The sequence below is a fragment of the Kribbella sp. NPDC051936 genome (assembly GCF_040680955.1).
GTDB lineage: Bacteria > Actinomycetota > Actinomycetes > Propionibacteriales > Kribbellaceae > Kribbella.
The window spans coordinates 81,971-107,813 of sequence record NZ_JBFAXS010000012.1; the positions used below are offsets into that span (position 1 = coordinate 81,971).

General features: G+C 67.6%; 22 protein-coding genes. 7 read left to right on the plus strand and 15 right to left on the minus strand.

Features of this window, described 5'->3' with window-relative positions; translation table 11 throughout:
• Positions 1–7: 7 nt before the first annotated feature.
• From AB0L64_RS36390 to AB0L64_RS36405, 4 genes are read right to left on the minus strand one after another with little or no spacing between them, the layout of a single operon-like run.
• A complete protein-coding gene (locus AB0L64_RS36390; RefSeq protein ID WP_363717532.1) occupies positions 8–1,828 on the minus strand; it encodes an IlvD/Edd family dehydratase in 1,821 nt (606 codons plus the stop codon).
• On the minus strand, positions 1,825–3,276 hold the full coding sequence (locus AB0L64_RS36395) for an aldehyde dehydrogenase (NADP(+)) (RefSeq protein ID WP_363717533.1): 1,452 nt from the start codon (positions 3,274–3,276) through the stop codon (positions 1,825–1,827). Before AB0L64_RS36395 ends, AB0L64_RS36390 begins: the two co-directional genes overlap by 4 nt.
• Positions 3,273–4,166: a fumarylacetoacetate hydrolase family protein gene (locus AB0L64_RS36400; protein WP_363717534.1), complete on the minus strand. Its 894-nt coding sequence runs from the start codon at positions 4,164–4,166 to the stop codon at positions 3,273–3,275. The genes AB0L64_RS36395 and AB0L64_RS36400 overlap by 4 nt, the downstream gene beginning before the upstream one ends.
• 28 nt (positions 4,167–4,194) lie before the next feature.
• Entirely contained in the window at positions 4,195–6,909 is a 2,715-nt protein-coding gene (locus AB0L64_RS36405; RefSeq protein WP_363717535.1) for a UxaA family hydrolase, read from the minus strand.
• A 117-nt stretch (positions 6,910–7,026) separates the two neighbouring features.
• Between AB0L64_RS36405 and AB0L64_RS36410 the strand changes: the two genes are divergently transcribed.
• Genes AB0L64_RS36410 through AB0L64_RS36420 form a run of 3 tightly spaced genes read left to right on the plus strand, consistent with a single transcriptional unit; the run spans position 7,027 to position 8,773 of the window.
• On the plus strand, positions 7,027–7,707 hold the full coding sequence (locus AB0L64_RS36410) for a GntR family transcriptional regulator (protein WP_363717536.1): 681 nt from the start codon (positions 7,027–7,029) through the stop codon (positions 7,705–7,707).
• Positions 7,704–8,114 (plus strand): hypothetical protein, encoded by a 411-nt coding sequence (locus tag AB0L64_RS36415; RefSeq protein ID WP_363717537.1) that lies wholly within the window; start codon positions 7,704–7,706, stop codon positions 8,112–8,114. Before AB0L64_RS36410 ends, AB0L64_RS36415 begins: the two co-directional genes overlap by 4 nt.
• A 29-nt stretch (positions 8,115–8,143) precedes the next feature.
• A complete protein-coding gene (locus AB0L64_RS36420; protein WP_363717538.1) occupies positions 8,144–8,773 on the plus strand; it encodes a hypothetical protein in 630 nt (209 codons plus the stop codon).
• Here AB0L64_RS36420 and AB0L64_RS36425 read toward each other — a convergent pair.
• The gene (locus AB0L64_RS36425) at positions 8,770–9,114 is read right to left on the minus strand and encodes a VOC family protein (RefSeq protein WP_363717539.1); all 345 of its coding nucleotides are present in this window, start codon (positions 9,112–9,114) and stop codon (positions 8,770–8,772) included. The two genes, AB0L64_RS36420 and AB0L64_RS36425, sit on opposite strands and share 4 nt — an antisense overlap.
• Positions 9,115–9,515: 401 nt before the next feature.
• Here AB0L64_RS36425 and AB0L64_RS36430 point away from each other — a divergent pair, with 401 nt between their 5' ends.
• Both AB0L64_RS36430 and AB0L64_RS36435 read left to right on the plus strand, forming a co-directional pair.
• Positions 9,516–11,015: an ATP-binding protein gene (locus AB0L64_RS36430; protein WP_363717540.1), complete on the plus strand. Its 1,500-nt coding sequence runs from the start codon at positions 9,516–9,518 to the stop codon at positions 11,013–11,015.
• A complete protein-coding gene (locus AB0L64_RS36435; protein WP_363717541.1) occupies positions 11,008–12,021 on the plus strand; it encodes a PD-(D/E)XK motif protein in 1,014 nt (337 codons plus the stop codon). Before AB0L64_RS36430 ends, AB0L64_RS36435 begins: the two co-directional genes overlap by 8 nt.
• 643 nt (positions 12,022–12,664) lie before the next feature.
• On the opposite strand, the gene AB0L64_RS36440 is transcribed toward AB0L64_RS36435, so the two are convergent.
• Positions 12,665–12,736 (minus strand): hypothetical protein, encoded by a 72-nt coding sequence (locus tag AB0L64_RS36440; protein ID WP_363717712.1) that lies wholly within the window; start codon positions 12,734–12,736, stop codon positions 12,665–12,667.
• 610 nt (positions 12,737–13,346) lie between these two features.
• Here AB0L64_RS36440 and AB0L64_RS36445 point away from each other — a divergent pair.
• On the plus strand, positions 13,347–15,005 hold the full coding sequence (locus AB0L64_RS36445) for a Z1 domain-containing protein (protein ID WP_363717713.1): 1,659 nt from the start codon (positions 13,347–13,349) through the stop codon (positions 15,003–15,005).
• Positions 14,995–17,094, plus strand: coding sequence for a sigma factor-like helix-turn-helix DNA-binding protein (locus AB0L64_RS36450; protein WP_363717542.1), 2,100 nt, complete (start codon positions 14,995–14,997; stop codon positions 17,092–17,094). Before AB0L64_RS36445 ends, AB0L64_RS36450 begins: the two co-directional genes overlap by 11 nt.
• Positions 17,095–17,120: 26 nt before the next feature.
• Here AB0L64_RS36450 and AB0L64_RS36455 read toward each other — a convergent pair whose 3' ends face one another.
• The 9 genes from AB0L64_RS36455 to AB0L64_RS36495 all read right to left on the minus strand — a co-directional run bounded on the left by AB0L64_RS36455 (position 17,121) and on the right by AB0L64_RS36495 (position 25,711).
• Positions 17,121–18,311 carry a Gfo/Idh/MocA family oxidoreductase gene (locus tag AB0L64_RS36455; protein ID WP_363717543.1) on the minus strand — a complete coding sequence of 397 codons (1,191 nt, stop codon included), beginning with the start codon at positions 18,309–18,311 and terminating at the stop codon, positions 17,121–17,123.
• A gap of 155 nt (positions 18,312–18,466) precedes the next feature.
• Positions 18,467–19,150 (minus strand): glycerophosphodiester phosphodiesterase family protein, encoded by a 684-nt coding sequence (locus AB0L64_RS36460; RefSeq protein WP_363717544.1) that lies wholly within the window; start codon positions 19,148–19,150, stop codon positions 18,467–18,469.
• Complete coding sequence (locus AB0L64_RS36465) at positions 19,147–20,463, minus strand: ABC transporter substrate-binding protein (RefSeq protein ID WP_363717545.1); 1,317 nt, start codon at positions 20,461–20,463, stop codon at positions 19,147–19,149. The genes AB0L64_RS36460 and AB0L64_RS36465 overlap by 4 nt, the downstream gene beginning before the upstream one ends.
• A 2-nt stretch (positions 20,464–20,465) precedes the next feature.
• Positions 20,466–21,278, minus strand: a complete 813-nt coding sequence (locus tag AB0L64_RS36470) for a carbohydrate ABC transporter permease (protein ID WP_355695072.1) — start codon at positions 21,276–21,278, stop codon at positions 20,466–20,468.
• Positions 21,275–22,225: a sugar ABC transporter permease gene (locus tag AB0L64_RS36475; RefSeq protein ID WP_363717546.1), complete on the minus strand. Its 951-nt coding sequence runs from the start codon at positions 22,223–22,225 to the stop codon at positions 21,275–21,277. The genes AB0L64_RS36470 and AB0L64_RS36475 overlap by 4 nt, the downstream gene beginning before the upstream one ends.
• The gene (locus tag AB0L64_RS36480; RefSeq protein ID WP_363717547.1) at positions 22,222–23,055 is read right to left on the minus strand and encodes an inositol monophosphatase family protein; all 834 of its coding nucleotides are present in this window, start codon (positions 23,053–23,055) and stop codon (positions 22,222–22,224) included. Before AB0L64_RS36480 ends, AB0L64_RS36475 begins: the two co-directional genes overlap by 4 nt.
• Before the next feature lie 41 nt (positions 23,056–23,096).
• A complete protein-coding gene (locus tag AB0L64_RS36485) occupies positions 23,097–24,476 on the minus strand; it encodes an MFS transporter (protein ID WP_363717548.1) in 1,380 nt (459 codons plus the stop codon).
• 85 nt (positions 24,477–24,561) lie between these two features.
• Positions 24,562–24,993 (minus strand): MarR family transcriptional regulator, encoded by a 432-nt coding sequence (locus AB0L64_RS36490; protein WP_363717549.1) that lies wholly within the window; start codon positions 24,991–24,993, stop codon positions 24,562–24,564.
• A gap of 22 nt (positions 24,994–25,015) precedes the next feature.
• On the minus strand, positions 25,016–25,711 hold the full coding sequence (locus AB0L64_RS36495) for an MgtC/SapB family protein (protein WP_363717550.1): 696 nt from the start codon (positions 25,709–25,711) through the stop codon (positions 25,016–25,018).
• Between the last annotated feature and the right edge of the window lie 132 nt (positions 25,712–25,843).

Here is a 25,843-nt window from a genome sequence, read left to right on the forward strand (position 1 = left end):
CAGGACATCAGTGGCTCTGGCGGGCTACGGCGGAGCCGGTGCGGCCGATGAGGAAGTCGAGGTCGCAGCCCTGGTTGGCCTGGGTCACGTGATCGACGTAGAGGCGGGCCCAGCCGCGGTCCGACGGCGGCGCCGGCGGCTGCCAGTCCGCCCGGCGCTTCTCCAGCTCCTCGTCCGGTACGTCGAGGTGCAGCCGCCGCGCCGGTACGTCGAGCTCGATCCAGTCCCCGGTCCGCACGAGCGCCAACGGCCCGCCCACGGCGGCCTCGGGCGTGACGTGCAGGACCACGGTCCCGTACGCCGTACCGCTCATCCGCGCGTCCGAGATCCGCACCATGTCGTCGACGCCGATCTCGGCGAGCTTGCGCGGGATCGTCATGTTGCCGACCTCGGGCATCCCCGGGTACCCGCGCGGCCCGGCGTTCTGCAGCACCAGCACGGTGTCCTCGTCGACGTCGAGATCCGGGTCCTCGACCGCTTTGTCGTACTCCTCGATGCTGCTGAACACCAGCGCCTTGCCGCGGTGCCGCGACAACCGCTCGGACGCGGCCGACTGCTTGATGACCGCACCGTCGGGGGCCAGATTCCCCTTCAGTACGGCGGTTCCCGCGCCGCTGCCGAGCGGGTCGCCGACCGGGCGGATGACGGCGTACGTCTCGCTGCCGGGCGCCGCGCCCGGGTACACCGCCTCGATCCGCTCGGCGTTCGCGACGTTCTCGCCGATCGTCTTTCCGGTGACCGTGATCGCGTCCGGCTTGAGCAGCGGCAGGATCTCCTTCAGCACCGCGGGCAGGCCGCCGGCGTAGTAGAAGTCCTCCATCAGGTACTTGCCCGAGGGCTGCAGGTCGACCAGCCACGGGACGCCGCGCGCCCACTCGTCGATGTCGTCGAGGCTCACGTCGACGCCGACCCGGCCGGCGATCGCGAGCAGGTGGATGACGAAGTTCGTCGAACCGCCGATCGCCGCGTTCGCGCGGACCGCGTTGGCGAACGCGTCCCGGGTGAGTATGTCGCTGATCTTCAGGTCTTCCTTGACCATCTCGACGATCCGCTGCCCGGACTTCTGCGCGATCACGTAGCGGCGCGAGTCGACCGCGGGGATCGCCGCGGATCCGGTCAGCTGCAGGCCGAGCGCCTCGGCCATGCAGGCCATCGTGGATGCCGTGCCCATCGTCATGCAGTGGCCGTTGCTGCGGGACTGGCCCGCCTCGGCCGCCGCGAAGTCCTCGGCCGACATCCGGCCGGCGTTGAGGTCCTGCGTGAACCGCCAGACCGCCGTACCGGAGCCGATGTCGCAGCCGCGGAATTTACCGTTCAACATGGGGCCGCCGGTGACGACGATCGTCGGCAGGTCGACACTCGCGGCGCCCATGATCGAGCCGGGCGTCGTCTTGTCGCAGCCGGTCAGCAGCACCACGCCGTCGAGCGGGTTCCCGCGCAGCGACTCCTCGACGTCCATGCTCAGCAGGTTGCGGAACAGCATCGCGGTCGGCCGCAGCAGTGTCTCGCCGAGCGACATCACCGGGAACTCCAGCGGGAACCCGCCGGCCTGCCAGACCCCGCGCTTCACCGAGTCCGCGAGCCGGCGCAGGTGCGCGTTGCACGGCGTCAACTCGGACCAGGTGTTGCAGATCCCGATCACCGGGCGCCCGTCGAAGGCTTCCTCGGAGAAGCCCTGCGACTTCATCCAGGACCGGTGGATGAAGCCGTTGCGGCCGTGCTCACCGAACCAGTGGTCGAAACTCCGCCGGCCGGTCGAGGCCGGGGCCGCTTCGCCGGCCAGGACGTCGCCCTCGGCCGGGTCGTTCGTCGGGGGCACATCAGTCATCGCGACACCTCGCCTGTGGTCACGGTTCCGTTCACCCGCCGGCTGATCCCGGCCGGGTTCGAGTCCTTCAGTACGTCGGGCAGCACCGCGTCCGGAGCGTCCTGGTACGCGACCGGGCGCTGGAACCGCCGAGCCGCCGTCACGCCGACGCTGGTGTGGATCGAGCCGACGCTCGACGGGAACGGGCCGCCGTGGTGCTGGGCCCACGACACGGCGACGCCGGTCGGCCAGCCGTTCCACAGCACGCGTCCCGCGCGGGCGGTCAGCAGCGGCAGGAGTTCCCGGGCCAGGTCGGCATCCGAGTCCTCAGCGTGCAGCGTCGCGGTCAGGTTGCCTTCGAACGCCTCGAGCGCCTGGACGAGTTCGTCGCGGTCGCCGTACTCCACCACGATCGAGACCGGGCCGAAGCACTCCTCGAGGATCTCGTCGCGGCGGGCCAGGAGCTCGGCGACGGTGGTCTGCAGGAGCGTCGCACCGCCGGACGCCAGCACGCGGACGCCGTCCACCTTCTCCAGCCGGTCGAGGCCGGAGGTGAAGCCGTCCTTGATGCGGTCGTTCAGCATCGGCGCCTGGGCGACGCCGCCGACGGCCTCGACGAGCTGCTCCTGCAGGCCGTGGCCGGCCGGGAGGAACAGCAGCCCCGGCTTGGTGCAGAACTGGCCGACGCCGAGGGTGAACGAACCGACGTACCCGGTGGCGATGTCCTTGCCCCGGGCATCGATCGCGGCCTGGGTGACGAACACCGGGTTCAGGCTGCCGAGCTCGCCGTAGAACGGGATCGGCTCCGGGCGGGTCACCGCGATCTCGTGCAGGGCCTTGCCGGCCGGGACCGAGCCGGTGAAGCCGGCGGCGGTGATTCGCGGGTCCTTCAGTGCCGTGACGCCGACGTCGAAGCCGGAGATCAGGCCGAGCGTTCCCTCGGGCGCACCGGCCGCCGTCAGCGCCTCGATCATCACCTCGGCGGTGCGGACGGACAGCTCGGGGTGACCCGGGTGCGCCTTGACGATCACCGGGCAGCCCGCGGCGAGCGCCGACGCGGTGTCGCCGCCGCAGACGCTGAATGCGAACGGGAAGTTGCTGGCGGCGAAGACCAGCACGGGACCGAGCGGCACCAGCACGCGGCGCAGATCCGGCCGCGGCACCGGCTTGGCCTGCGGGTCCTTGGTGTCGATCACGACCTCGAGCAGCGACCCCTCTTCGAGGACATCGGCGAACATCCGCAGCTGGCCGGTGCTGCGGGCGACCTCGCCGGTCAGCCGCGCCTCGGGCAGCGACGACTCCCGCATCGCAATCGGCACCAGCTCACCGGCCGCCGCGTCCAGCGCGTCCGCGACGGCGCGGATCCAACCGGCCCGGACCGCCGGCGCGGCCGTGCCGAAGGCGGGTGCGGCGGCGGTGGCCGCCGCGAGCGCCTGCTCGAGCTCGGCAGGCGTGGTGTCCTGGGTCATCGCGTTCCTTCCAGGTTGTCGGTGGCCAGGAACCCGAACGGTTCCTTGCCGGCGGCGACGGTGTTGGTCAGCGTGCCGACCTCGTCGATGGTGATCGTGATGACGTCACCCGCGGCCAGCGCGAAGTCCAGCTCCGGCACGATCCCGGTGCCGGTCGCGAGGACCACGCCGTCCGGGAAGTCGTTCGGCAGGAACAGGGCGTCGATCAGGTCCTGCAGCTCGCGCACCAGCTTCTCGGTGGACGTCGTACCGCGGAACACCTCCGCGTCGCCGCGGCGGATCACCAGGTCGATGGTGAGCGCCTTCGGGTTCGCGACCTCCCACGCCGGGCGGATCCCGGACGCCAGCGCACAGCCGCCCGCGAACAGCTTCGCCTGCGGTACGTACAGCGGATTCACGCCTTCGATCGACCGCGAGCTCATGTCGTTGCAGACCGTGAAGCCGACGATCTCGCCGTGGCTGTTCGCGACGACGGCCAGCTCCGGCTCGGGGACGTCGTGGCCGGAGTCGGAGCGGATGCCGACCGGCTCTCCGTCCACGACCACGCGCCAGGCCGGCGCCTTCTGGAACAGCTCGGGCCGGTCGGCGGTGTAGACCTTGTCGTACACCGACTGCTCGCTGCTCTCCTCCATCCGGGCCCCACGCGACCGCTCGTACGTGACGCCGGCGCACCACACCTCACCGCGGCCGTCGAGCGGCGGCAGGAACGTCAGTCCGTCGACGGGAAGCGTCTCGCCGACCTTGTCCACCTCCGCCTGCAACTCGGCGAGCGGGAGCCGGAGCAGTTCGGCGAACGTGTTGACGCCCTGCAGCGACGCCACCGTGTCCCCGGTGCGCACACCGGGGATCGGGCGGCCGTCGACCGGGGACAGATAACGGACCAAGTGCATGGAAGGGCCTCTCATTCAAAAAGCACAGCTACATCGACGTACCGAGCAGACCGCGGGTGATCTGGAAACCTACGTTGCCGGAGGCAACTGCCTTGGGGACGAGCCGGCGGGAGGCGACGGCGGCGATCGTGTCGAGCGCGGTCCGCGCCTGCTCGGCCGCGTCGCCGGTGGCCACCGCGTCCAGGTCGTCGCCGTACGTCGCGACCGTCTCCGGGTCGTTGCTGAACTCGACGACCGGCACGAACCGCTGCGCCGACAGCGTGCCGCCGGCGACGTGCGCGAGGATCTGCTGGACACCCGTCGCGCCGAACCCGGTCGCGGTCTCCATCCAGTCCGTGCCCGGCATCCGCATCACGTGCCACCCCGGCTCGGCGAGCCGCTGCCCGTGCGCGATCGTCGGGCCGACCGGGTCCGTCGACCCGAACGCCGCCGTACGGAAGCCGTCGTGGGCCGGCAACGCGCCACGCGACGACAGTACGACGGAACCGCCGGAGCCCACGATCTCGCGGCCGGCCAGCGCCAGCGCCTCGGCGGTCGCGTCCGAGAGCGGGCCGCGCGCCTCCAGCCCGATCGTGAGCGCGCCGAGGTCGCCGTCCCGCGCGACCGGCGCCGGGATCCGGAAGCCGCTGAACCAGTCCTTGACCTTGCCGCCGACCGCGTCGAGGCCGCCGTCGGCCTGGATGCTCGCCCAGCCGAAGCGGGACGGATCCGCCCCGGCCTCGACCAGCCGGGACCGGAAGTAGTCGTTGTGGGTCTTCTCGCAGCCGTGCTCGAGGAGCAGCGCCATGCGGGTGTTCGGGTGCAGGAGGTAGCCGAGCATGATCCGCGCGAACGTCTCCTCGGACGCGCCGCCGCTGCTGCCGCACCCTTCGGTGTGCGGGAGCGCGACCATCCGGGTGACGGCGTCACCGGCCCATTTCTCCAGCTCCGCCTGGGCCGCGATGCGCAGCGCGATCTGGCCGGAGCAGAGGCTGGTCGGCAGGATCAGGCCGACGGCCTCGGGGACCAGCCGGTCGTCGACCTCGAGGAGCTCGGTCCGCGTGCGGCCGTCGGAGGTCAGGCCGCGGTGCGGCAGGCCGTCGAGCGGTGCGTCGCGGTCCTCGCTCGGCAGGTCGGCGAGCTTGCGGCTCATCCGGCCGTCCGTGGTGATCGAGATACCTTCGCGCGGGCCGGTCTGCTTCCAGTTCCGCCAGATCGACACCTGGCTGTGGCCGGCCCGCTCGCCTGCGCTCTTCTCACCCGAGGCAACGCGGACGACCAGGTCGAAGGTCTCCGCGGTCAGATCCGCCATCGACGTACCGGTCAGGTACTTGCCGGCGTCGACGTCCATCTCGGCGTGCAGCCGCTCGTACCTGGCGCTCGTGGTGACGAACTTCAGCGTCGGCACGAACGGGAAGTTGGTGATCGACCCGTTGCCAGTGGTGAAGAAGATCAGGTTGCAGCCGCTGCCGATCTGGCCGGCCACCGACTCGAGGTCGTTGCCGGGGCTGTCCATGAAGACGTAGCCGTCGCCGGGCAGCGGTTCGCCGTAGTCGATGACGTGGTCGAGCCGGACCTCGCGCGGCAGCTTGCGGGCGGCGCCGATCGACTTCAGCACGATGTTGTAGAGCCCGCGGTACACGTTGCCGCCGGACGGGTTGCCCTCCGCGGTGTGGCCGTGCCAGCCGACGCGTTCCTTGAACGACTTGATCGTGGCCAGGAAGCGTTTGGCGGTCGCGAGGTCGCGGACGTTCTTCAGCACGTACGGCTCGGCGCCGATGAGCTCGTCGGTCTCCGCGAGGACCGCCGTCCCGCCGTGCCGGATGACCTCGGCGCTGACCTGACCCGCGAGCGGGTTGGCCGAGATGCCGGAGAAGGCGTCGGAGCCACCGCACTGCAGGGCGATCTTGAGATCCGCGAGCGGGACCTCCTCGCGCTGCTGCGCGTCGACGACCGGCAGCCACGGCTCGATCAGCGCACCGGCCGCGGTCAGGTCGTGCTCGAAGCCGCCCGCCCGGGTGAAGTACGCGTGCGGCACCTTGATCGACGGGTAACCGTGCTCTGCCATGAAGTTCTTGATCGCCTCGCCGGACACCACGTCGCCCTCGGTGTCGACGACCAGGACTGCGCCGACGTTCGGGTTCACTGTGAAGCCGGCCAGCGTGGCGAGCAGGAAGTGCAGGTTGTTCGGAACCTCGTCCTCGCCGCCCTCGGTGTGTGCCACCGGTACGACGCCGTCGCCGGCGGCCGCGCCGTCGAAGCGCCGGGCGAGCTCGGTGACGAACCCGCTGCTCCGCGAGCTGGTGGCCAGCAGTACGACGTGGTTCCGCGTCCCGGCCGGGCCCTGCGCACGGGGGTAGCCCAGGAAGGTGCCGGGCTGCTCGACGCTGGTCACCTGGGCGCCGAAGTGCAGCGCCGACTCGTCCAGCTCGAACGGGTCGAGCGGCTGGTTGGTCGCGCTCGGCTCCCCCGGCAGTCCGTCCACGCCGCGGGCGGTGACCGCGGCGAGGCTGGTCGGCGTACAGACGTAGTCGCCCGGGACGAGGTCCCGGGACGCCCGCGCGAACGCGGTGTTCCACGAGGTCAGCGCGGCGCCGGTGGCGACCGGCGCGACCACGAACCGGTGTCCCTCGAGGACGGTGTGCGGCAGCGTGATCGTCGCACCGTCGAGCTCGACCTCGGTCCCGGCCTCCAGCCGGCGGGAGGCGATCGCGACGTTGTCACCGGGCTCGGGCAGGACGCCGATCTGTTCGAACCTCACCATTCGCGCCTTCCCTGGCTTGCTGGGGTCAGAATCGTGCATGATGCATGATTACCAGTGTTACCCTGCCGAAACCTGACCGGTGGGGTCAAGCCCGCGACCAGATTCCGGAGACACCAGATGAGCGAGTCCGTGGCACCGGTGGACCGGCGGCTGCTGCGCCGGCAGATGCTCGCCGACGACGTGTACGAGGCCATCAAGACGATGCTGATGGACCACGTCATCCGGCCCGGGGCGCGGATCTCGATCGACGGACTGGCCCGGGAGTTCCAGGTGTCGTCGACGCCGGTGCGGGAGGCCCTGGCCCGGCTGGAGTCGGAAGGGCTGGCGGTCAAGGAGCCGCTGAAGGGGTATCGCGCGACGCCGCTGCTCTCGCTCGAGGAGTTCGACGACCTCTACCGGTTCCGGCTGCTGCTCGAGCCCTGGGCCGCCCGGCGGGCGGCCGAGCTGATCTCCCCCGAGGGTGCGGAACGGCTGCGCGCCGAGCTCTCCAACGCGGTCGAGCCGACGTCGATCGACTACGCCGGCTACAAGTCGCTGACCGCGCACGACAACCGGTTCCACTCGCTGATCACGTCGTTGTCCGGCAGCGAGCAGGTTCGGCTGGCCTTCGAGCGGACCCACTGCCACCTGCACATCTTCCGGCTGCACTACGACCGCGACATCGGCCCGGAGGTCCTGACCGAACACCGCATGCTGGTCGAGGCGATCACGTCCGGCGATCCCGTCGCCGCCGAATCCGCGATGACCCGGCACATCGAGAACTCGATGACGCTACGCCTGCGCCGCATCTACGAATGACCCGGCGCCCGTTCCCGCTCGCCGTACCCGCTGAACTGCGGAGGTACATCCTGGACTTCCACTGGGACCTCGAGCTGTTGCACGCCCTCGACCTGCCCTCGGTCTCGCTCCAGGTGGCCGACCTGGCCGATCACCTGGACCTCCCGTTCTGGGCGTACGACGGCCGGCCGTTCCAGGTCACGCCGCGCCAGGTCGCCGCCGCACCGGTCAGGTACCAGGAGCAGTACGCGCGGACCTTGGCCGCCGATCTCCGGCATCCGCTCGACGTCGTACGCCGGCCGGACGACCGGGTCACGATCCTCGACGGCGTCCATCGGCTGTTGCGGGCCGAGCTCGAAGGCCGGACGACGGTCGCCGTACGGGTGCTGCCGTGGAGCGATCTGGACCGCATCGCCGTCCCTGTTTGACCCCCTCGGCGCCGGGCACCAAGGGAAGAATGGAACTGCCTGCGCCACGCCCCGTCCTGTGGCCGTTGCGTCCACTGGAATCCGCGGCCGTCTCCACCTCGTCCGACGAGAGCCGCACCCTCGTCACCATCACGCACTCACCACTCGAGCAAGTCACACCCGAGATGCTCGCGTGGTGGTACACCCACGTGCAGGGCGACATGCGGTACGCCGGCACGACCTGGCCGCGGTACCTGGTCTGGCACCCGCTCGACCACATCTCGTACGAGGCGACCACACCCGGCCGGATCGAACCGGGCGCCCGGCTGCACATCAAGGAAGCACTGGGGCGTGACCCGGCGATGCTGCTCGACCTGGAGGTCATGGTCGAGACCGTCGACAGCCAGTGCGCCGTGATCAGCAAGCGGATGCTCGGCAGCTCGATGGTCCGACTCGAGAACGAGTTCACCCGCACCAGTTCAGGGTGCCGCTACACGACCCACCTGACGATCGGCGACACCACACCGCTGGCCCGTCTGTTCCTCAACCGGACCGCCCACAAGCGCGCGTTCCCCGGCCCCAAGCTGTCCGCCTGGATCCGCCACCACGTCGAGGAGATCGGCAACCTGGAGAACTTCCTGCCGGACCTCTACCACTACCGCGCCGACCGCGAGCCCTAGCCGACCGGCGCCCCGCCGTACGAGACCTCGTTCCCGTCCGGGTCGAAGAACGTCGCATGCCGCACACCGTTCTCGTACGTCTCCCGCACCGCCGGCTCCAGACCACGCTCGGCGATCCCTTTCAGGGTGCCGTCGAAGTCCTCGACGAACAGCGTGTGCTGGGCATGCCCCGCATGCTCCGGCACCACCTCGATGTACAGGAACTGGTGCTCCCCCAGCTCCCACACCGCCTCGACATCGTTCGGCAGAAAACTAGGTGGACTACCGAGCAGTTTCGAGTACCAGTCGACAGCCCGGTCGTAGTTGCCGACAGAGATCCCGGCGAACAGGTCAAGCCCCATAGTGCATCCACTCCATCCCAGCCGGCTCCTCATGCCGGCTCACGTCATCCAGACGGACGCAACGTCGGAGCCAGAACCTTAATCTCGACACGTAGCCTCGGCCGGCGGCTCACCGTCCGCCGAGTCATCACAGAGAATCCGGCGACTGAGTGTAACGACGCAGGCCTGTTCTCCGATACGTCACACGGAGAGTGACCGAGGGTGCCGTGGGCACCCTCGGCTCAAGCACACAACTGCTCGGCGCCATCAATGGATCGAGCGCTGATTTGCCATCTGGGAATCCAGTTGGGGGGATGCATGAGGGTTAGGTTCGAGTTGCCCAAGGGGCGGCTAGGCGGTCTGGCTCAGCCACAAGCGGTTCATCCGCTCGCACGCTGTTGGTCGAATAAGGGGGTTCGGCCGTGAGCGACTTCGATGTCGTCGAAACCATCACCCTCCAGCCGGATGCGAGTCTGGTGAAGAGTCTGGGGGCCCACCACACGCTCGAGTCTGCGGTTGCCGACCTCGTCGACAACTGCCTCGATGCTGGAGCGTCCAAGGTGGTCGTCCAGCTCTTGACTACCGCTGATCAGCTCGTGCAAGTCGAGGTCATCGACAACGGCAGCGGCATGGATGCGAGAGCAGCCGACAAGGCAATGACGCTCGGGCATCAGCGCGAGTACGCCGACCACGACCTGGGTCACTTCGGCATCGGACTCAAGGCTGCCTCCTTCGGGCACGCGGACACTCTGACCGTTTGGTCATCGACGCACGACATGGCGCCTGTGGGCCGCCGCATTCGGCGTGCTGACTTCTCCAAAGACTTCTCCTGCGAGGTGCTGTCCGAGCACACAGCAGCTGCAGCCGCAGTCCACCGCAAACGAGTTACGGGTATGGGCAGCGGCACCTCTGTGGTGTGGACCGATCTGCGAGGCACCTACCGCGGCACCAACGCCGACGAGGCCCGCATGTGGTTGTCGAACGCCGAGCGAAGCCTTCGGTCGCATCTTGGCGTGACCTTCCATCGCCTGATCGCGAAGGAGATTCTCGACATCGAGATCGTCGTTGACGATGTCGAGTACGCCGACGAGGCAATCGGCACCCCGGTTCGGGCAATCGACCCGTTCGGGTATGCCGCTTCGGGACGACCGGGCTATCCCAAGGACATCGTGGCGCAGTCCGGCGACCAGCGCGTCGTTCTTCAGTGCCACATCTGGCCGCCGAAGGTGGACATTCCAGGCTTCCGGATCAGCGGCAAGACGGGCGGAAGCCTCCAGGGATTCTATATCTACAGACGCGACCGACTTTTGCAAGTGGGTGGCTGGTCAGAGGTTGCCAACTCCTCGGCGCACCGCCAGCTCGCCCGCGTCGTTCTCGATGACGAGACCGCGATCGGTTCGCTGCTGACCATGAATCCCGAGAAGGCCGGCCTCCGCTTCGAACCGCTGTTCCGCGACGCGCTGGCGCATGCGAATGCCGCGGACGGCACCACCTTCGACACGTACCTGAAGGACGCCGAATCCGCCTACGTCGAGGGAAACCGTCGGATCAGCAGGCGTCAGCCGGTCATCACCCCGGAAAAGGGCTTCGGCCCGAAACTGCGGAAATCGATCGCGGCCGAACTGCCGCTGCGCCATTCCGACGCGCTCAGCATCCAGTGGAAGCGGCTGCCGGAGGGAGACTTCATCGACGTTGACTTCGGCAACAGCACGCTCTGGCTCAACGCTCGCTACCGCTACCTGTTCGCTCCGGAGCGCGGGAGTCTGAACGACGCTCCCATGCTGAAGGCACTGCTCTTCCTATTGACCCACACCGTCTTCGAGGGCGCCCATCTCGGCCCGAAGGACAAGGACAACATTGCGCTTTGGAGCGCCATCCTGAGCACCGCGGTCGAGGCCGAGGAGGCGATCCGCGGTGACTGAAAACCCTGTGTTTAGTGGTTCTGGACAGGCTCAGGACGCGCGTCATCTGACCGTCGAAAATGTCGATCTCGTCTGGTCGGGCGGCCATCCGGTGGTCCTCCCGCTCTCGGGAGAACCAGAGTGCCGGCTCGACGTGCATCCGCTCAACGGAACGATCACGTTGATCACGGCCTTCACCCCGCCAGAACCAGACGTCGCTAAGTGGCGCAATATCACCTTCCAGCCAGTCATGTCCGATGGGGAGGAACTCGCACAACTGACTGTGTCGGTCGCGGACAACCTGCACGGCGCGTACGGCCTGCTCACGAGTGTGGCCGATCAGCTGCAACTGCACCACGAGCCACTCGCCTCCGCGGTTGCCATCTCGATCAGGAAGCACCGTGATCTCTTCGCCGGCCAGGCGGGTCTCACGACGGAGCAGGAGCTAGGGCTCTTCGGCGAGCTCCTAGTGCTCGAGCACCTGATCGAGAAGATCGGTCCTGGTGCCGCGACGGAGTCGTGGCAGGGCCCGCGGTCCGAAGAGCATGACTTCGTCCTGCCGGGGATCCATCTGGAGGTCAAGACGACGTCAAGCGAGCACCGCAAGCACATGATGCACGGGTTCACCCAACTCGAACCGGTGCGGAACACACCGCTCAGCCTGGTCTCCGTTCAACTGACGCGGGCCAGCCATGACGTTGGCCTGACGCTCGGCCAGCTGGTTTCTCGCGTTCGAAGAAGAGCAGGCGGCTACCGCCCAGCTGTCGACGCGAGCCTTGAGGCGGTGGGATGGGACGACGCTCACGTCGACCTCTACAGCATGTTCTGGACCAAGCGAAACACGCCGCAGGCTTTCGACGTCGACGATCTGTTCCCGGCCTTGACTTCAGCGCGTCTCGCGGCCGCGATTCCCAACTTCAAGACGGTCGCCAACCTCGCCTACAGCGTCGACCTGACCTACTTCACCCCCTGCGGCCTGCCCGAGCCGTTGTCGGGTCTCGTCACCACTGATGCGGAGCATTCATGACCATTCCACAGGACTGGACGTCGCCGGCGTGGGCGATGCCGCTGCGAAATCTGCTACAAGGCTTCGCCGAGCAGGCGCCAAGGCCGCTCCTCCCGGCCCTAGCCATGTTCGGCGGAGAGGTCTCCGAGGCTGACCTAGTCGACTTCATCCAGACAGCGCCCGTCAACGACAACGCCTTCATCGCGCTCCGACTCGCCTTCGCGAAGTGGGACGGCAGCGACGAGGTCGTACTGCTCGATCCACAAGGCGCCGAGACCGGCTCCGGGACGATCGCGCGACGACTTGCGGTAGTGGCCGCCCTCGGACTGTCTGCCGAGGCCGAGAGCGCGATCCGGGTCGTCATTCCGGTCCATCAGGAAACCACGATCGTCATCAGCAAGGAATTCGAACCGTGGTACGACGAGGCTAGGCCGCAGCGGAGCTCGCTCTACTGGGACGACTACGAGAAGTACCTCGCCGAGGTGAAGAAGTGGCCGGCTTCGTCGATCACCACGCTCGATCGGAGCACGAACTCGGTCATCGAGCGGCTCAGCGACCCGACGCGCAGCGAGATCAAGCAAACCAAGGGCCTTGTCGTCGGCTATGTGCAGAGCGGCAAGACCGCGAACTTCACCGGTGTCATCGCCAAGGCCGTCGACGCCGGCTACCGGCTGGTCGTCGTCATGACCGGCACGATCGAGATCCTCCGCTCCCAGACCCAGCGCCGCATCGACATGGAGCTGATGGGGGTCGAGAACGTCCTCGCCGGCCAGGACCCGTCAGACCCAGAGGTGGCGAAGGGCCTCGACTACCAGCAGGACGAGGACTGGCTGGCTAGTAGATTCGTTGAACACCAGGAGCAGGCACTCAACCAGCCGGGCGTCGCCCGGATACGCCGCGTGACGACACATCACAACGACTACAAGAGCCTGCCCCAGGGGATGTCGCAGCTTCGCTACGAGCGGCACGACAAGACCAGGCCGCTGAACGCGCCCGAGAACCTCTTCCACACCGACGCCTACGTGGTCATCGTGAAGAAGAACTCAGCGCCGCTCAAGAAGCTGATCAGGGATCTCCAGCCCTTGCGAACGATGCTCGACGAGCTCCCCGCGCTGATCATCGACGACGAGTCCGATCTCGCATCGGTCAACACCAAGGATCCGGCGAAGTCCCGTGACCGGACGACGATCAACAAACTCATCACGCAACTGATGGAGATCGTCCCCCGGGCGCAGTACGTCGGGTACACCGCGACGCCGTTCGCGAACGTGTTCATCGACCCCGACGATGAACGCAACCTGTTCCCGTCGGACTTCGTACTGTCCCTTCCCCGACCCGACGAGTACATGGGGGTTCAGGAGTTCCACGACGTCGATCCCGACTGGGAGAACGTCGAGAAGACGGTCGCGACCTCCAATGAGCTGGCGTACGCACGCGCGATCCAAGGTGACCCAGACCGAGACCCGGACCTACGCAAGGCGGAACTGCGTGAAGCGCTCGACTCCTGGGTGCTCAGCGGAGCCATCAAGAAGTACCGAGAGTCGAAGACCGGACGGACTTACCGCCACCATACGATGCTCGTCCACGAGGAACTGACGAACAAGACGCAGTCCGAGTCTGCGGTGGTCGTTCGCGCGCTCTGGAACACCGGGAGGTTCACCTCGGGTGAGGGCCTCCGGCGGCTGCGCAAGCTCTTCGACAACGACCTGCTCCCGGTGATGAAGGCTCGCGCCAACGGCGAGCCAGTACCTGCCGATTTCGACGATGTGAGGCCCTTCGTGGCCCAGGCCGTGGCTGAGATGGACAGCGTGGGCTCAGATCCTGTCCTCATCGTCAACTCCGACAAGGCGGTTCAGGATCAGCAAGAGTCGCTCGACTTCGACGCGAAACGGGTCTGGCGAATCCTCATCGGCGGCGCGAAGCTCAGCCGAGGGTTCACCGTCGAGGGCCTAACGGTGTCCTTCTTCCGCCGCAAGGCTGGGCAGGCCGACACGCTGATGCAGGCCGGCCGATGGTTTGGTTTCCGCGAGGGCTACCGCGACCTGGTCCGGCTGTACATCCGGCGCGACAAGGTCGTCGACCTCTATGAAGCGTTCGAGGCCCTCCTGCTCGACGAGGAGGCTTTCCGAGACGAGCTAGCGAAGTACGAAGGCTTCGACGAGGACGGGAAACCGATCGTCGAACCGCGACAAATCCCGCCACTGGTCAGCCAGCACCTGCCGTGGCTGAAACCAACAGCTCGAAACAAGATGTTCAACGCGGTAGTGAAGTCACGAGCCTCGGTGGGGGCCTTTCACCAGCTGTCGTCGATCCCGAAACGGGGAGCTAAGGAGCATAGGCAGAACCTGACGGGCGTGATCCTTCCATTGCTGCAGAGGGCAACCAACGACGCGACCTTGAAGTACCAAGACGACGACAAGAAGACCAAAGAGCAGGAAGCGAAGGTTGGGCTGATCGATGCAGCCGAGTTCCTCACCTATCTCGACAAGCTGCAGTGGCACGAGGACTACGCGACTGTCATCGACCCCCTGAAGGCGTTCATCACTACGGCGACGGAGAAGGAGCGCATCAAGGATTGGGCAATCGTCTGGCCGCAGCGCAGAGGGAGCGGTCGCACGCACGTCTTCGAAGAGCTGGAAGACGCAGCGCCGATCTGGAAGCGGAAGCGCCGCGAGCTTCCCCGCATTGACTTCACCGGTGAGAACAAGCGCAATCTTCGAGCCGCAGAGGCTGTGCCGGCTGGACAGGACATACCCGTTCTAGGCGCTAGTCCAACCCGCGGAGTGCTCGTCATCTCGTTGGTCGCGGACCAAGACGAGACGAGCGAGAACGAGGCCGTCCCCCCCGACAAGATTGTCGGGATGATCTCCTTGCGGGTTCCCGACAAATCCGTTCGACGCAAGCGTGACCATATCCAGTACTCAGTCATCGTCGCCGAGATGGTTGACGACGCGGCCGTCGACAAATCGCTCCGACCGGACGTTGAAGGCGGGCATGATGCATGAGCTCGAGTTTGTCGACACGCACCCACGAGTTTGGTCGGACGCCTTTCCCTGGCTTCGCGGCGATCTGTCCGGGGACGACGCTCTGGAGTCGTGGCGTGATGCGGTGATGGACGACGCGCAGAGCCTGGATCGGCGACGCGTCCTCAACTCCGTCGTCTCCCTCGCGATCAATCACTTGGAGAAGTGGCCCATCGGCGAGGTCTTCCCAGGAATACCAATGGACGTTCCGATCGAGGACCTCGACCTGACCGTGCGGGCCTATAACGTCCTCCACCGCGAACGAAAGCTGACGACCAGCGACTTGGCCGACGTATGCGTCGGAGATCTGCTTGCCTACCGAAATGCCGGGATCGGAACCGTACGCGACGTGCTCCGGAACCTAGCTGACCGGTCGACCTCGTCGCCGCAGGCATCGTTGGCCAACGACACCACCACACTCGTGGAACCCGCCGCACCGGCAGCATTGCTTGGCGGCCTCATCGACGACATCGAGGCCCTAGCCGAATGGAACCTGCTGCTGGGACGAGACGACCGCGGGGTCCTGGCGCCGCTTGCTCTTGGGACGCCAAAGGAGATCGTCGTAGCTCGTGAGCGCGTTCTCTCGCTTTCGGCTGCCGGCGTCGCACCACCTTCGAGTGCTGACGTGGCGGAGGTGCTCGAACAGGCGATCCTTGGGATGGACGACCGGTTCCGCGTCATCTTGGCTCGACGCCTGTTCGCCTGGCAGCCGATGCGACTGGAGCAGCTCGGGCAAGAGTTCGGAGTGACACGAGAACGAGTTCGCCAGCTGGAGTCCAAGGCTCGGGCGAAGTTGTACGAGGTCGTGGCCGAAGGAACGCCGGCGGGCCAGGTCGCTGCCGTCGTACGCAGCGAGGTCCGCGGCGTTCGCCCGTTGAAGGAACTGCTGACGGAGATTCCTGCGCTCGCCCGCACAGTGGAGAGCGTCGGCCAGCCCGCGTGGCGGGTGATCGACATCCTCGATGATTCCTACGAGATCGCCGACGGCTGGTGTGCCGAACCGAGCCTGGACGCCGCCAAGCGCGAGACAGCGGTCTACCTCGACGAACTCGCCGACGACTTCGGCGTGGTCAGACTCGCCGATGTCGGTCTGGTCGGCTCCGGTGAGCCTGGCGCCCTGCCTTGGCTGACCGACTGGCTCGAACACCTCGGGTATGACGTTCGGGATGGTTTCGTCCTGCTGCGCACTAGCTCGGTGGGGGACGTTGCTGCTGCTGTGCTCTCCATCGAGGGAGGTCCGCTGACGCTCGAAGTGCTGTATGAACGAGCGAACCGCGGATCTCTGGGTAGCCTCCGGAACCAACTGAACTCAGACGCGCGATTCCACAAGGTCGATGTCGAACACTGGGCTCTGACGGCGTGGGGTATGGAAGGCTACAGCAATATCCGCACCGAGATCGCGAAGCTGCTCGAACAGGCAGGCGGAGACCTACCGCTGGCAGCCATCGTCGAGTCATTGGTTGAACGCTTCGGCGTCTCCCCAGCGTCCGTCAGCGTCTATGCCGGGAGCGCGCCGTACGAAGTGCGCAACGGAATTGTGCGCTCCGAATCAATTCGGACCGCCGGCGGAAAGAATCCAGCTAAGGTGCAAAGCTACTACCGTCGCGGCGAGGACTGGTTGCATCGAACGACGGTTACCCGTGATCACCTCCGTGGAAGTGGTTGGGGTGCCTCCACCGCCATCGCGACCATCGTCGGACTGTCCCCAGGGAACACCGCCGAGCTGCCGAGCCGCCTTGGTCCCCAGAAGTTCTCATGGAAGAACCATCAGCCGGCGTACGGCAGCATCAAGCGTTTTCTCGAGGCCGATGACCTCGGCATCGGCGATGAAGTTTTTCTTGTGTTCCGCAGCGACGGATCATTCGACGTAGAGAAGCTTCCGCCGGCACCAGAGGATCCGTGTGGTCAGGCGCTTCGATTGGTTGGAGCTGAGACGTCACTTGAAGGTCAGGCGGCCATCGACGCGCTCGCTGGGGCCATCAAATATCCATTCGGGGATGACCTCGAGACTGTCGCAGCTGGCTATGTCGCCAGGCGTGAGCAGCAGATCGCAGATCTGCTGCTCACGTGACTGTCGCCCCACCCCCTTCGTCGGGCCTACGCGGGGGCGTCGCCGTGGTCGGGGATTTCCAGCTGTACGCCGCCCTGGAGGGCGGACTGGTGGGCGTAGATGCCGGGGAGGGTGTAGCGGGCGGAGACCCAGGCGTTGATGGGCGGGAGGGTCTTGTCGGCGACCGCGCGGACGAAGTCGTCGGCGAGGAAGTGGTGGGAGCCCTCGTGGCCGTTGTGCAGGCCGGCGAACTCCTCCGGCAGGCGGGAGCGGTCGTGGACCGGGGACAGGCCGGACCGGAACGCGTCGCGCAGCGCGGGGTCGACGTTCTCGAGGTCGGCGTCGTCGCCCGTCGGCTTGGTCTCCATCAGCTGCGAGACGTCCTCGACGCCTTCCTTGTTCTGCCACAGCGTCGTGGTGGCGAGTTGCTCGAAGCTGCCCTCGGTGCCGAACACCCGCAGCCGCGACTCGCGGATGTGCGACGGGTACCCGACGCGGCGCATCTCGTTGGTCCGCATGATGCCGCCGTCGGCGAGCTTGAACAGCGCGGTCGCGTTCGAGAAGTCGTTGTCGAACTGGCTGACGTCCTTGTCGAACACACCGTCGCCGCGGTCGTCCTTGACGCCGATCGCCGACACGTGCGTGGCGTGCTGGCCGGTCACCGAGAGAACGTTGCCGACGGCATGCGTCGGGTAGAGCATCGGCGGGAACGACGCGGTCTTCTTCCAGTCGTCGCCGCCGGAGTACTGGTACGCCGCGTAGAACCCGAGGTCCATGTCGTGGACGTAGTCGCCCTCGCTGTAGAACACCCGGCCGAACGCGCCGTCGGCGAGCTTCTGCCGGCAGTACACCGAGGACGGGTAGTAGTAGCTGGTCTCACCCATCATGTAGGTGAGCCCGGTCTCCTTGACCAGCTCGATGATGCGCGCGATCTGGTCGGCCTCGATCGCCATCGGGACCGTCGAGTACACGTGCTTGCCGGCCTCGAGCGCCTTGATCGCCATCTCGCCGTGCAGCCAGCGCTGGGTGAAGATCGCGACCGCGTCCAGGTCCGACTCGAGCATCTCCTCGAACGACGCGTGCGTCACTGTGATGCCCTGCTTGGCGGCCATCTCCGCCGTGCGCTCCGCGATGACGTCGGTCAGCCGCACCTCGGACACGTCCGGGTGCGCGGACCACAGCCGCAGGAACGAAGGAGCGAACTGGCCGGCCCCGGCCACACCGATGCTGATTCCCATGCGGACAAGGCAATCACACATTTATGTTCCACGGAAGAACAAATTCGCACGTTGGATCATGTGACCCACCTCGCATCGCCGCGACTTTGAGCACCGGTCAACCGTTTCGAGACACTCAGGACGGTTGACGGGTGCTCAAAGTGGGGGTGGTCGGATCAGTCGCGGGAGGAGGTGGGGAGGAGGTGGGGGTGGTCGGTGGTGATGCCGTCGACGCCCAGGGCGGTGGCTTCGGCGAGGGTGGCCGCGTCGGGGACCGGCCACGCGGTGGCCAGCAGGCCGGCCGCGTGGATCTCGGCGACGCCCTCCGCGGTCAGCCCGGCGATGCCGCAGAGCGCCCACGAAGCGCCGGCCGCGCGGGTGCGGGCGACGACCTCCGCGATCTCCGGCGTCCGGCCGAAGATGTGCCCGGTCGTCACGTCCGGGAACGCCTCCCGGACCGCGAGCAGGATCTCCGGGTGGAACGACGTGACCAGGGTCCGCTCGGCCAGCGCCCGGTCCGCCTTCAGCGACTGCGCGAGCAGCGGTACGGCGGCCTCCGCCTTCACCTCCGCCTGGAACCGGACGTCGATCGCGGCGACCGCCTCCGCCCAGGTCGGCACCTGCTCGCCGAGGCCCGCGTCGAGCGCCCGCAGCTCGGCCAGCGTCAGCGAGGCCACCTCCCCCGTCCCGGAGGTGGTGCGGTCGACGGTGGCGTCGTGCATGATCACGAGCTCGCCGTCCGCACTCACCCGCAGGTCGAGCTCGATCTCGTCGCAGCCGTCCGCGACCGCCCGCCGGAACGAGCGCAGCGTGTTCTCCGGTTCCGTCCCGAGCGAGCCCCGGTGGCCGGTGATGATCACAGAACCTTCTCCTCGTAGAGCCGTTGGACCTCGTCGCCGATCGCCTCGAGCCGGCGCGCGACCGAGGCGAACACCTTCTTCGGCTGCGCGTTGTCGGCGTAGATCTGCTGCAGCCCGGTGTAGATCTGGACGTTCGCGTTCCGCCCGTACAGCCGGATCGCGTCCTGCTGCCGGGCATTCTCCAGCTGCGCGATCGCGACACCGTAGTTGGGCTGCTCCGCGATCAGCTTCTTCAGCTCGGCGTCCTCACGCGCCTTGTTCACCACCGGCAGGTAGCCGGTCTGCGTCGTCCACCAGGCCGAGTTCTCCGGCGTGGCCAGGAACTGCAGGAAAGTCGCCGCGGCCTGTTTCCGTTCGGCGGAAATGTTCCGCAGCATCCCGATCCCGCCGCCGCCGGTGGCGATCCCGGCCGCGACCTCGGACGGGATGAACCCGGCGCCTACCTTGAACTTCGCCTTGTTGGTGATGGTCTTCATACCGCCGGTCGACTCCTGGATCACGCCGACCAGGCCGTTCGCGAAGTCCGTGCTCGGGCTGCTCGCCATGTACGCCGCCCCGAGCTCGTGCACCATCTCGCGCTGCCACTCGCCGGCCGCGACCGCTCCGGCCTCGTCGATCGTGACGTCGAGGCCCTTCGAGTACGCGCCGCCGAACTGCCACACATTGCCCTGGAACTGCCAGTCGCCGTCGATCTTCGCGAACGCGATCGTCCGCAGCGACCGCCCGCCGGACTGCACCCTGGCCAGCTCGGGCACCCAGGACCGCAGCTCGCTCCAGGTCCGCGGCACCCGGTCCGGCAGCCCGGCCTTCGCGAACGCGTCCCGGTTGTAGTACATGATCGGCGTACTGCGGGCGAACGGCACCGCCCAGCTCTGCCCCTTCACGACGTACTCGCCGAACAGCTTCTCCTGGTAGACGCCAGGTCCGAACCCGTCGTTGAAGTAGCCGTTCAGCGGCTCGAGCGCCTCGTTCAGGAAGAACCGTTCCCAGGTGACGTCGGACAGGACGGCGAGGTCGGGCGCCTGCTTCGCGACCAGCGCGGCCGCGACCTTCTGCGCGACGTCGTCGTAGCTGCCCTGGAACTGCACCTCGACGTAGACGTCGGCTTGAGAGTCGTTGAACTTGGCAACGAGCTTGTCGACCGCCTTGCCGTTCACGCCGCCGTACGGCGACCAGAACACGACCCGGGTCCGGTTCGCGTACTGCTTGGGCACCTCGCCGGCCGGCTGGGAGTAGATCGCGTCCACGGAGCGGTAGCCGCAGCCCGCCAGGCCCAGCGCCGCGGTGACCCCGAGGAAAGTACGACGTCGCATGTTCATCCCTTCAGAGCTCCGGCCGTGATCCCGCCGACGATGTAGCGCTGCGCGACCAGGAAGATCAGCAGCATCGGCGCGAGCACCAGCAGCGTGCCGGCCATGATCGTGCCCCAGGCCGCCAGGCCCTCCTCGTCCTTGAGGATCAGCAACCCGACGGGCAGCGTCCGCATCGACGCGGTGTTGGTGACGATCAGGGGCCAGACGAAGTTGTTCCACTCCTCCACCGCGGTGATCACGACGACCGTGATCAGCATCGGCCGCGACATCGGGAGTACGACGCGCCACAGCGTGCGCAGGTGTCCCGCACCGTCGACCGCGGCCGCGTCCGTCACTTCGGTAGGCAGGGTGAGGAAGTGCTGCCGCATCAGGAACGTCGCGAACGCGGAGCCGATGCCGGGGATGATCAGCCCGGCGTACGTGTTGATCCAGCCGAGCGTCGCCACCGTCAGGTAGTTCGGCAGCAGGGTCACGTGGCCGGGGACCATCATCGCGCCGAGCACGGCGAAGAACAGGATCTTCTTGAACGGGAACCGCAGGTAGGCGAAGGCGTACGCCGTCAGCACGGCGTTGACCACCTTCAGCGCGGTCCCGATCACCGTGATGATCGTGGAGTTCAGGAAGAACCGGTCGAAGGGCGCGGCCTTCCAGGCCAGGCTGAAGTTCTCCCAGGTCAGGTGCGGCCACCAGGCCGGCGGCCACTGGTAGATCTGCGTCGGCTGCTTGAACGCCGTGGACAGCAACCAGTACAGCGGTCCGAGGAACACGGCCGCCACACCGATCAGTACGACGTACTGGATCGCGCGTGTCTTCATCGGTAGTGCACCCGCCTCTCCATCACCCGGGCCTGCACGGTGGTGACGAGCAGCAGGATGACGAACATGATGATCGACAGCGTCGCCGCGCGGCCCGCGTTGAACGCCTGGAATCCCTCGTTGTAGATCGACCAGCTCAGCGTGGTGGTGGCATCACCAGGGCCGCCACCGGTCATCACCGCGATCACGTCGAAGGCCTGGAACGTGCCGATCACCGTGGTGATCAGCAAGAAGAAGGTGATCGGGGCGAGCAGCGGCAGCTTGATCGACCGGAACCGCGTCCAGGTCGACGCGCCGTCGATCGCGGCCGCCTCGTCGAGCTCCTTCGGCAGGCCCTGCAGGCCGGCGAGGTAGATCAGCGCGGCGAACCCGACGTTCTTCCACAGGTAGACGATGACCAGACCCGGCAGCGCCCAGTCGGAGTTGTTCATCCAGTCCGGCGGCTCGGCGCCGAACGGCTCGATCAGCGCGCGCATCAGGCCGTACCCGGGGTCGAAGATGAACGCCCAGATGGTCGCGACCGCGGCTCCGGACAGGATGTGCGGCGCGAACGCGATCGTCCGGACCGCCCCGCGGCCCTTCAGCGGCAGGTTGAACAGGAACGCCAGCGCCAGCCCGATCACCAGGCTGCCGACCACGATCAGGCCGGTGAACACGACCGTGATCCACAGCGTCTTGTGGAACGCCGGGTCGGCCAGTGTCCGGCCGTAGTTGGCCAGACCCACGAACTTCGGCCGGGCGGCGATCATGTTCCAGTCGGTCAGGCTGAGGAACGCGTTGTAGATGATCGGCCAGTACGCGAAGACCGCGATCACCAGCAGGTTCGGCGCGACCAGCAGCGCGAACAGGCCGTACTCGCGCCGCCTCCGGCGCTTCCGCTGGTCATTGCCTTCGGCAATTGTTCGTTCGTCCGGATGAGTCCGGGCCGGCAGGTCTACTACCGTCATACCGACCTCCTAGTGAGTAACTCGTGAAGCGGGCCGGCCACCGAGGGAGCGGCGGCCAGGATGCCTTGTGGGAAAGCCGTTCCGGCGCCCCGTACGACGGCGGCGCCGGCCTCGCGGGCGATCAGCCCGCCGGCGGCGACGTCCCAGGGCTGGATCACGTGCTCGTAGTACGCGTCCGCCGTACCGTCGGCGACCGAACACAGGTCGAGCGCGGCGGAACCGCCGCGCCGGAGGTCGCGGACGGCGGGCAGCAAGTCTTGCAGAACGGCGGCCTGCTCGGCGCGGCGCTCCGGCAGGTACGAGAAGCCCGTGCACACCAACGCCGTCTCCAACCGTGTCTGCCGCTCCAGGCCCAGTCGCAGCCCGCCGTACCAAACCGTTTGGTACGGCGTGGTGTCCGCGCGGTACGCACCGGCGCCGCGGACAGCGGACCAGGTGGTGCCTGTCCGCGGCTGGTGAACAACGCCGGCCAGCGCGCCGTCTTCGTCCTCGACGGCGATCGAGACACACCAGTCGAGGCGGCCGTACAAGTAGTTGACGGTGCCGTCGAGAGGATCGATCACCCAGGTCAGCCCGGTGCTCGAAGGACGCGAAGCCCCTTCCTCACCGAGCAGGCCGTCGTCAGGGCGGGCCGCGGTCAGACCGTCGGTGATCAGCTTTTCGGAGGCGCGGTCGGCCGCGCTGACCGGGTCACTGGCCGAGCTTTTGGTCTCGACACCGACCGCATCGATCGACAGACTCCGCTGACGGGCCAGGAGCTCCTCGCCCGCCGCGATCGCCAGCCGGACGGCCAGTTCACGCAGGTCAACGGGGTTCAGGGGAGCGGGCATGCCGGTGAAATTATCACCGAACGATGGTTACGTATAGAGAATCACTGTGATTTTCTCACGAAGATCACATCGAGAAGCAGAATCGTTGCAATCCCGCCGACCAGCAGCCCGAGCCGGTGCAGGCCCGCGTCGGTCGCCGGACCCGCGAAGACGATCGCGATCGCCGCGGCGGCGAGGTTCGCCCCGACGTACTGCGAGGTGCGGAACAGGCCCGCCGCGGCTCCGGCCGCCTCGGGCGGCGCGGCGCGGTAGACCGCCAACTGGTTGCCGAGCCCGTTGAAACCGTTGGGTATGCCGAGGATCGCGCTGATCAGCACCAACACGACGATCGGCGTAGCGGCGTGGACTCCGAACGCGAGCGCGGCGCCGCCGAGCAGGAGACCGGCCGAGCCGACGAGCAGGAGCAGGCGCGGCCCGTGGCGCCGGGCGAGACGGGTGGCGATCGCGACGGTGATCGCGCCGAGCGCGGCGATCGGCAGCACGATCAGGCCGACCTTCGTCGGGTCGAGGCCCCGTCCCTGCTCGAGCCAGCCGGGCAGGCCGTAGAAGATCGCATAGAACGCGACGTACGTGAGCATGGTGCGCAGATAGCCGAGGGAGAGCGGTGCGCTGCGGGCGAGCAGGCGGACGTCGACGAACGGCGTCGCGGAACGGCGTTCCCAGACGACGAAGACGACAGCGAGCGGGACGGCCGCGGCGAGCAGCCACCAGGTCGGGTCCGTGCTCAGCGAGAGCAGGACGAGCATCAGGCCGGTCATCGTCAGTGTGAAGAGGAGCAGCCCGACCAGGTCGATCTCGCGCCAGAGCTGGCGGCCGTCGCCCACCGGCCTGGGCGGGTCCTTGGGGACGAGACGCAGTACGGCGATGTCGGCGACCGCGGCCACCGGGAGATTGACGAGGAAGATCGCCTCCCAGTCGAAGGTGCCGACCAGGAACCCGCCGACACTCGGGCCGAGCGCGGCCGAGGTCTGCGCGAAGACCGACAGCAGACCGAGCGCGCCGACCGCGGACGCCCTGCGGCGGTCGGCGATGCGGCGGATCATCGCGACGCCGGAAGGGAACTGCGCACCGGTCCCGATACCGAGCAGCACCCGCGCCACGATCAGCCAGCCCAGACTCGGCGCCAACGGGGCGAGGGCGGACACCACCGCCACCAGCACGAGCCCGGTCAGGAACACGCGCCTCGCGCCGAGCAGATCAGCCAGCCTCCCGGCCGTCGGCGCCGACACCGCGGTCGCCAGGTACAACCCCGATACCAGCCACTGCGTCTCGGTCCCCGCGTGGAACTCCGCCCCGATCGCCACCAGGGCAACCGCGATCATCGACGAGTTCAACGGCTGCAACAGCGTCCCGAGCCCCACCGACGCGGCGTACCTGGCCGGCACCCCCGCCACCCGAGCGTCCTCGACGACCTTCGTCACGCCACACCGCCTCCTCCGAGGGGCACTTTGAGCACGCACCAACCATTTCGGCGGCCCGCAAACGGTTGGTGGGTGCTCAAAGACGTCATTGGGGGACCTCGGCGAGTTTGTCCATCAGGCGGGCGGCGAGGTGGAGGAGGTCCTGTTCGGTGGGAGTGAGAGTGGCATCCATGGCCTTGGCGAGGAAGGTGTCCCGGCGGCGACGGTCGTCGCGGACGAGGGTGGCGCCGGCGGCAGTGATCTCGAGGAGAACCTGCCGGCGATCGGCGGGATTATCAGCACGGCTGATCAAATCTGCCGTGACCAGGTCGGCGGTCGCGCGCATCATCGTCTGCGGCGTCACGCGCTCGGCCGCGGCCAGGTCGGCGTTGGTCATCGGCCCCTCGCGCTCCAGCCAGCCCAGAACGTTGAGCTGCGAGTAGCTCAACTCCCCTTCGGGACGCTCCTGACGGAGCCGGCGGACGAGGCGGAACAGGCTGGTGCGGATCTCGTGCGCGGCGACCTCGGAGGCAGGCATATCATCAGCTTAGCTGATGACCTCAATCGTCGTCGTCGTTCCGCAGCCGGACTCCGGTGACGCCGTCGAGGTCGTCGAGCGCAAGCACCAGGTTCTGCAGCGGGGCCCGCCCGGAGAAGCGCATGGACGCGCGCACCTGGGGTCGCGTCCCGTCCCGGTGCACCTCGGTCCCGAGCACCGACGCCTCGAACCCCATCGACGTGGCCGTCGACAGGATCGACCGCAGTACGCCGGCGCCGTCGTCGTACCGCACGGTGACGATGCGGCGCCGGTCCGGCGACGGCAGGAACCGCGCGAGCCGGGCGAACGGGCCGACCGCGACCAGGTGCAGGACGGTCGCGGCGACCGCGAGCACCGGCATCCCGGCGCCGCACGCCATCCCGATCGCGGCGGTCATCCAGATCGTCGCGGCCGTGGTCAGGCCGCGGACCACGTCCCGGCGCATGAAGATCACCCCGGCGCCGAGGAAGCCGACGCCGGAGACGATCTGGGCCGCGATCCGGGACGGGTCGAGATTGACCTCGGTCCCGAGGACGGCGCTGAAGCCGAAGCCGGACACCAGCGTGAACATCGCCGCCCCGGTGCCGACGAGTGTGTGGGTACGCATCCCGGCGCTCTTCTGCCGCACCTGGCGCTCGATGCCGATCACCATCGACAGCACGAACGCGATCAGCAACAGCAGGAGTTCGGTCCAGGTGGTGGAGGTCGCCAACTTCATGATCCGTGTCCTGTTCCCCGCTCAGGCGGAGACCAGTCATGGGCCCTCCCGGTCTGGACTGAGGAGCGGCGGGAGCGAAGCGACCAGAGCGACGAGGGAAGACCGGGAGTCACAGGCCCATGACCGCCGCCC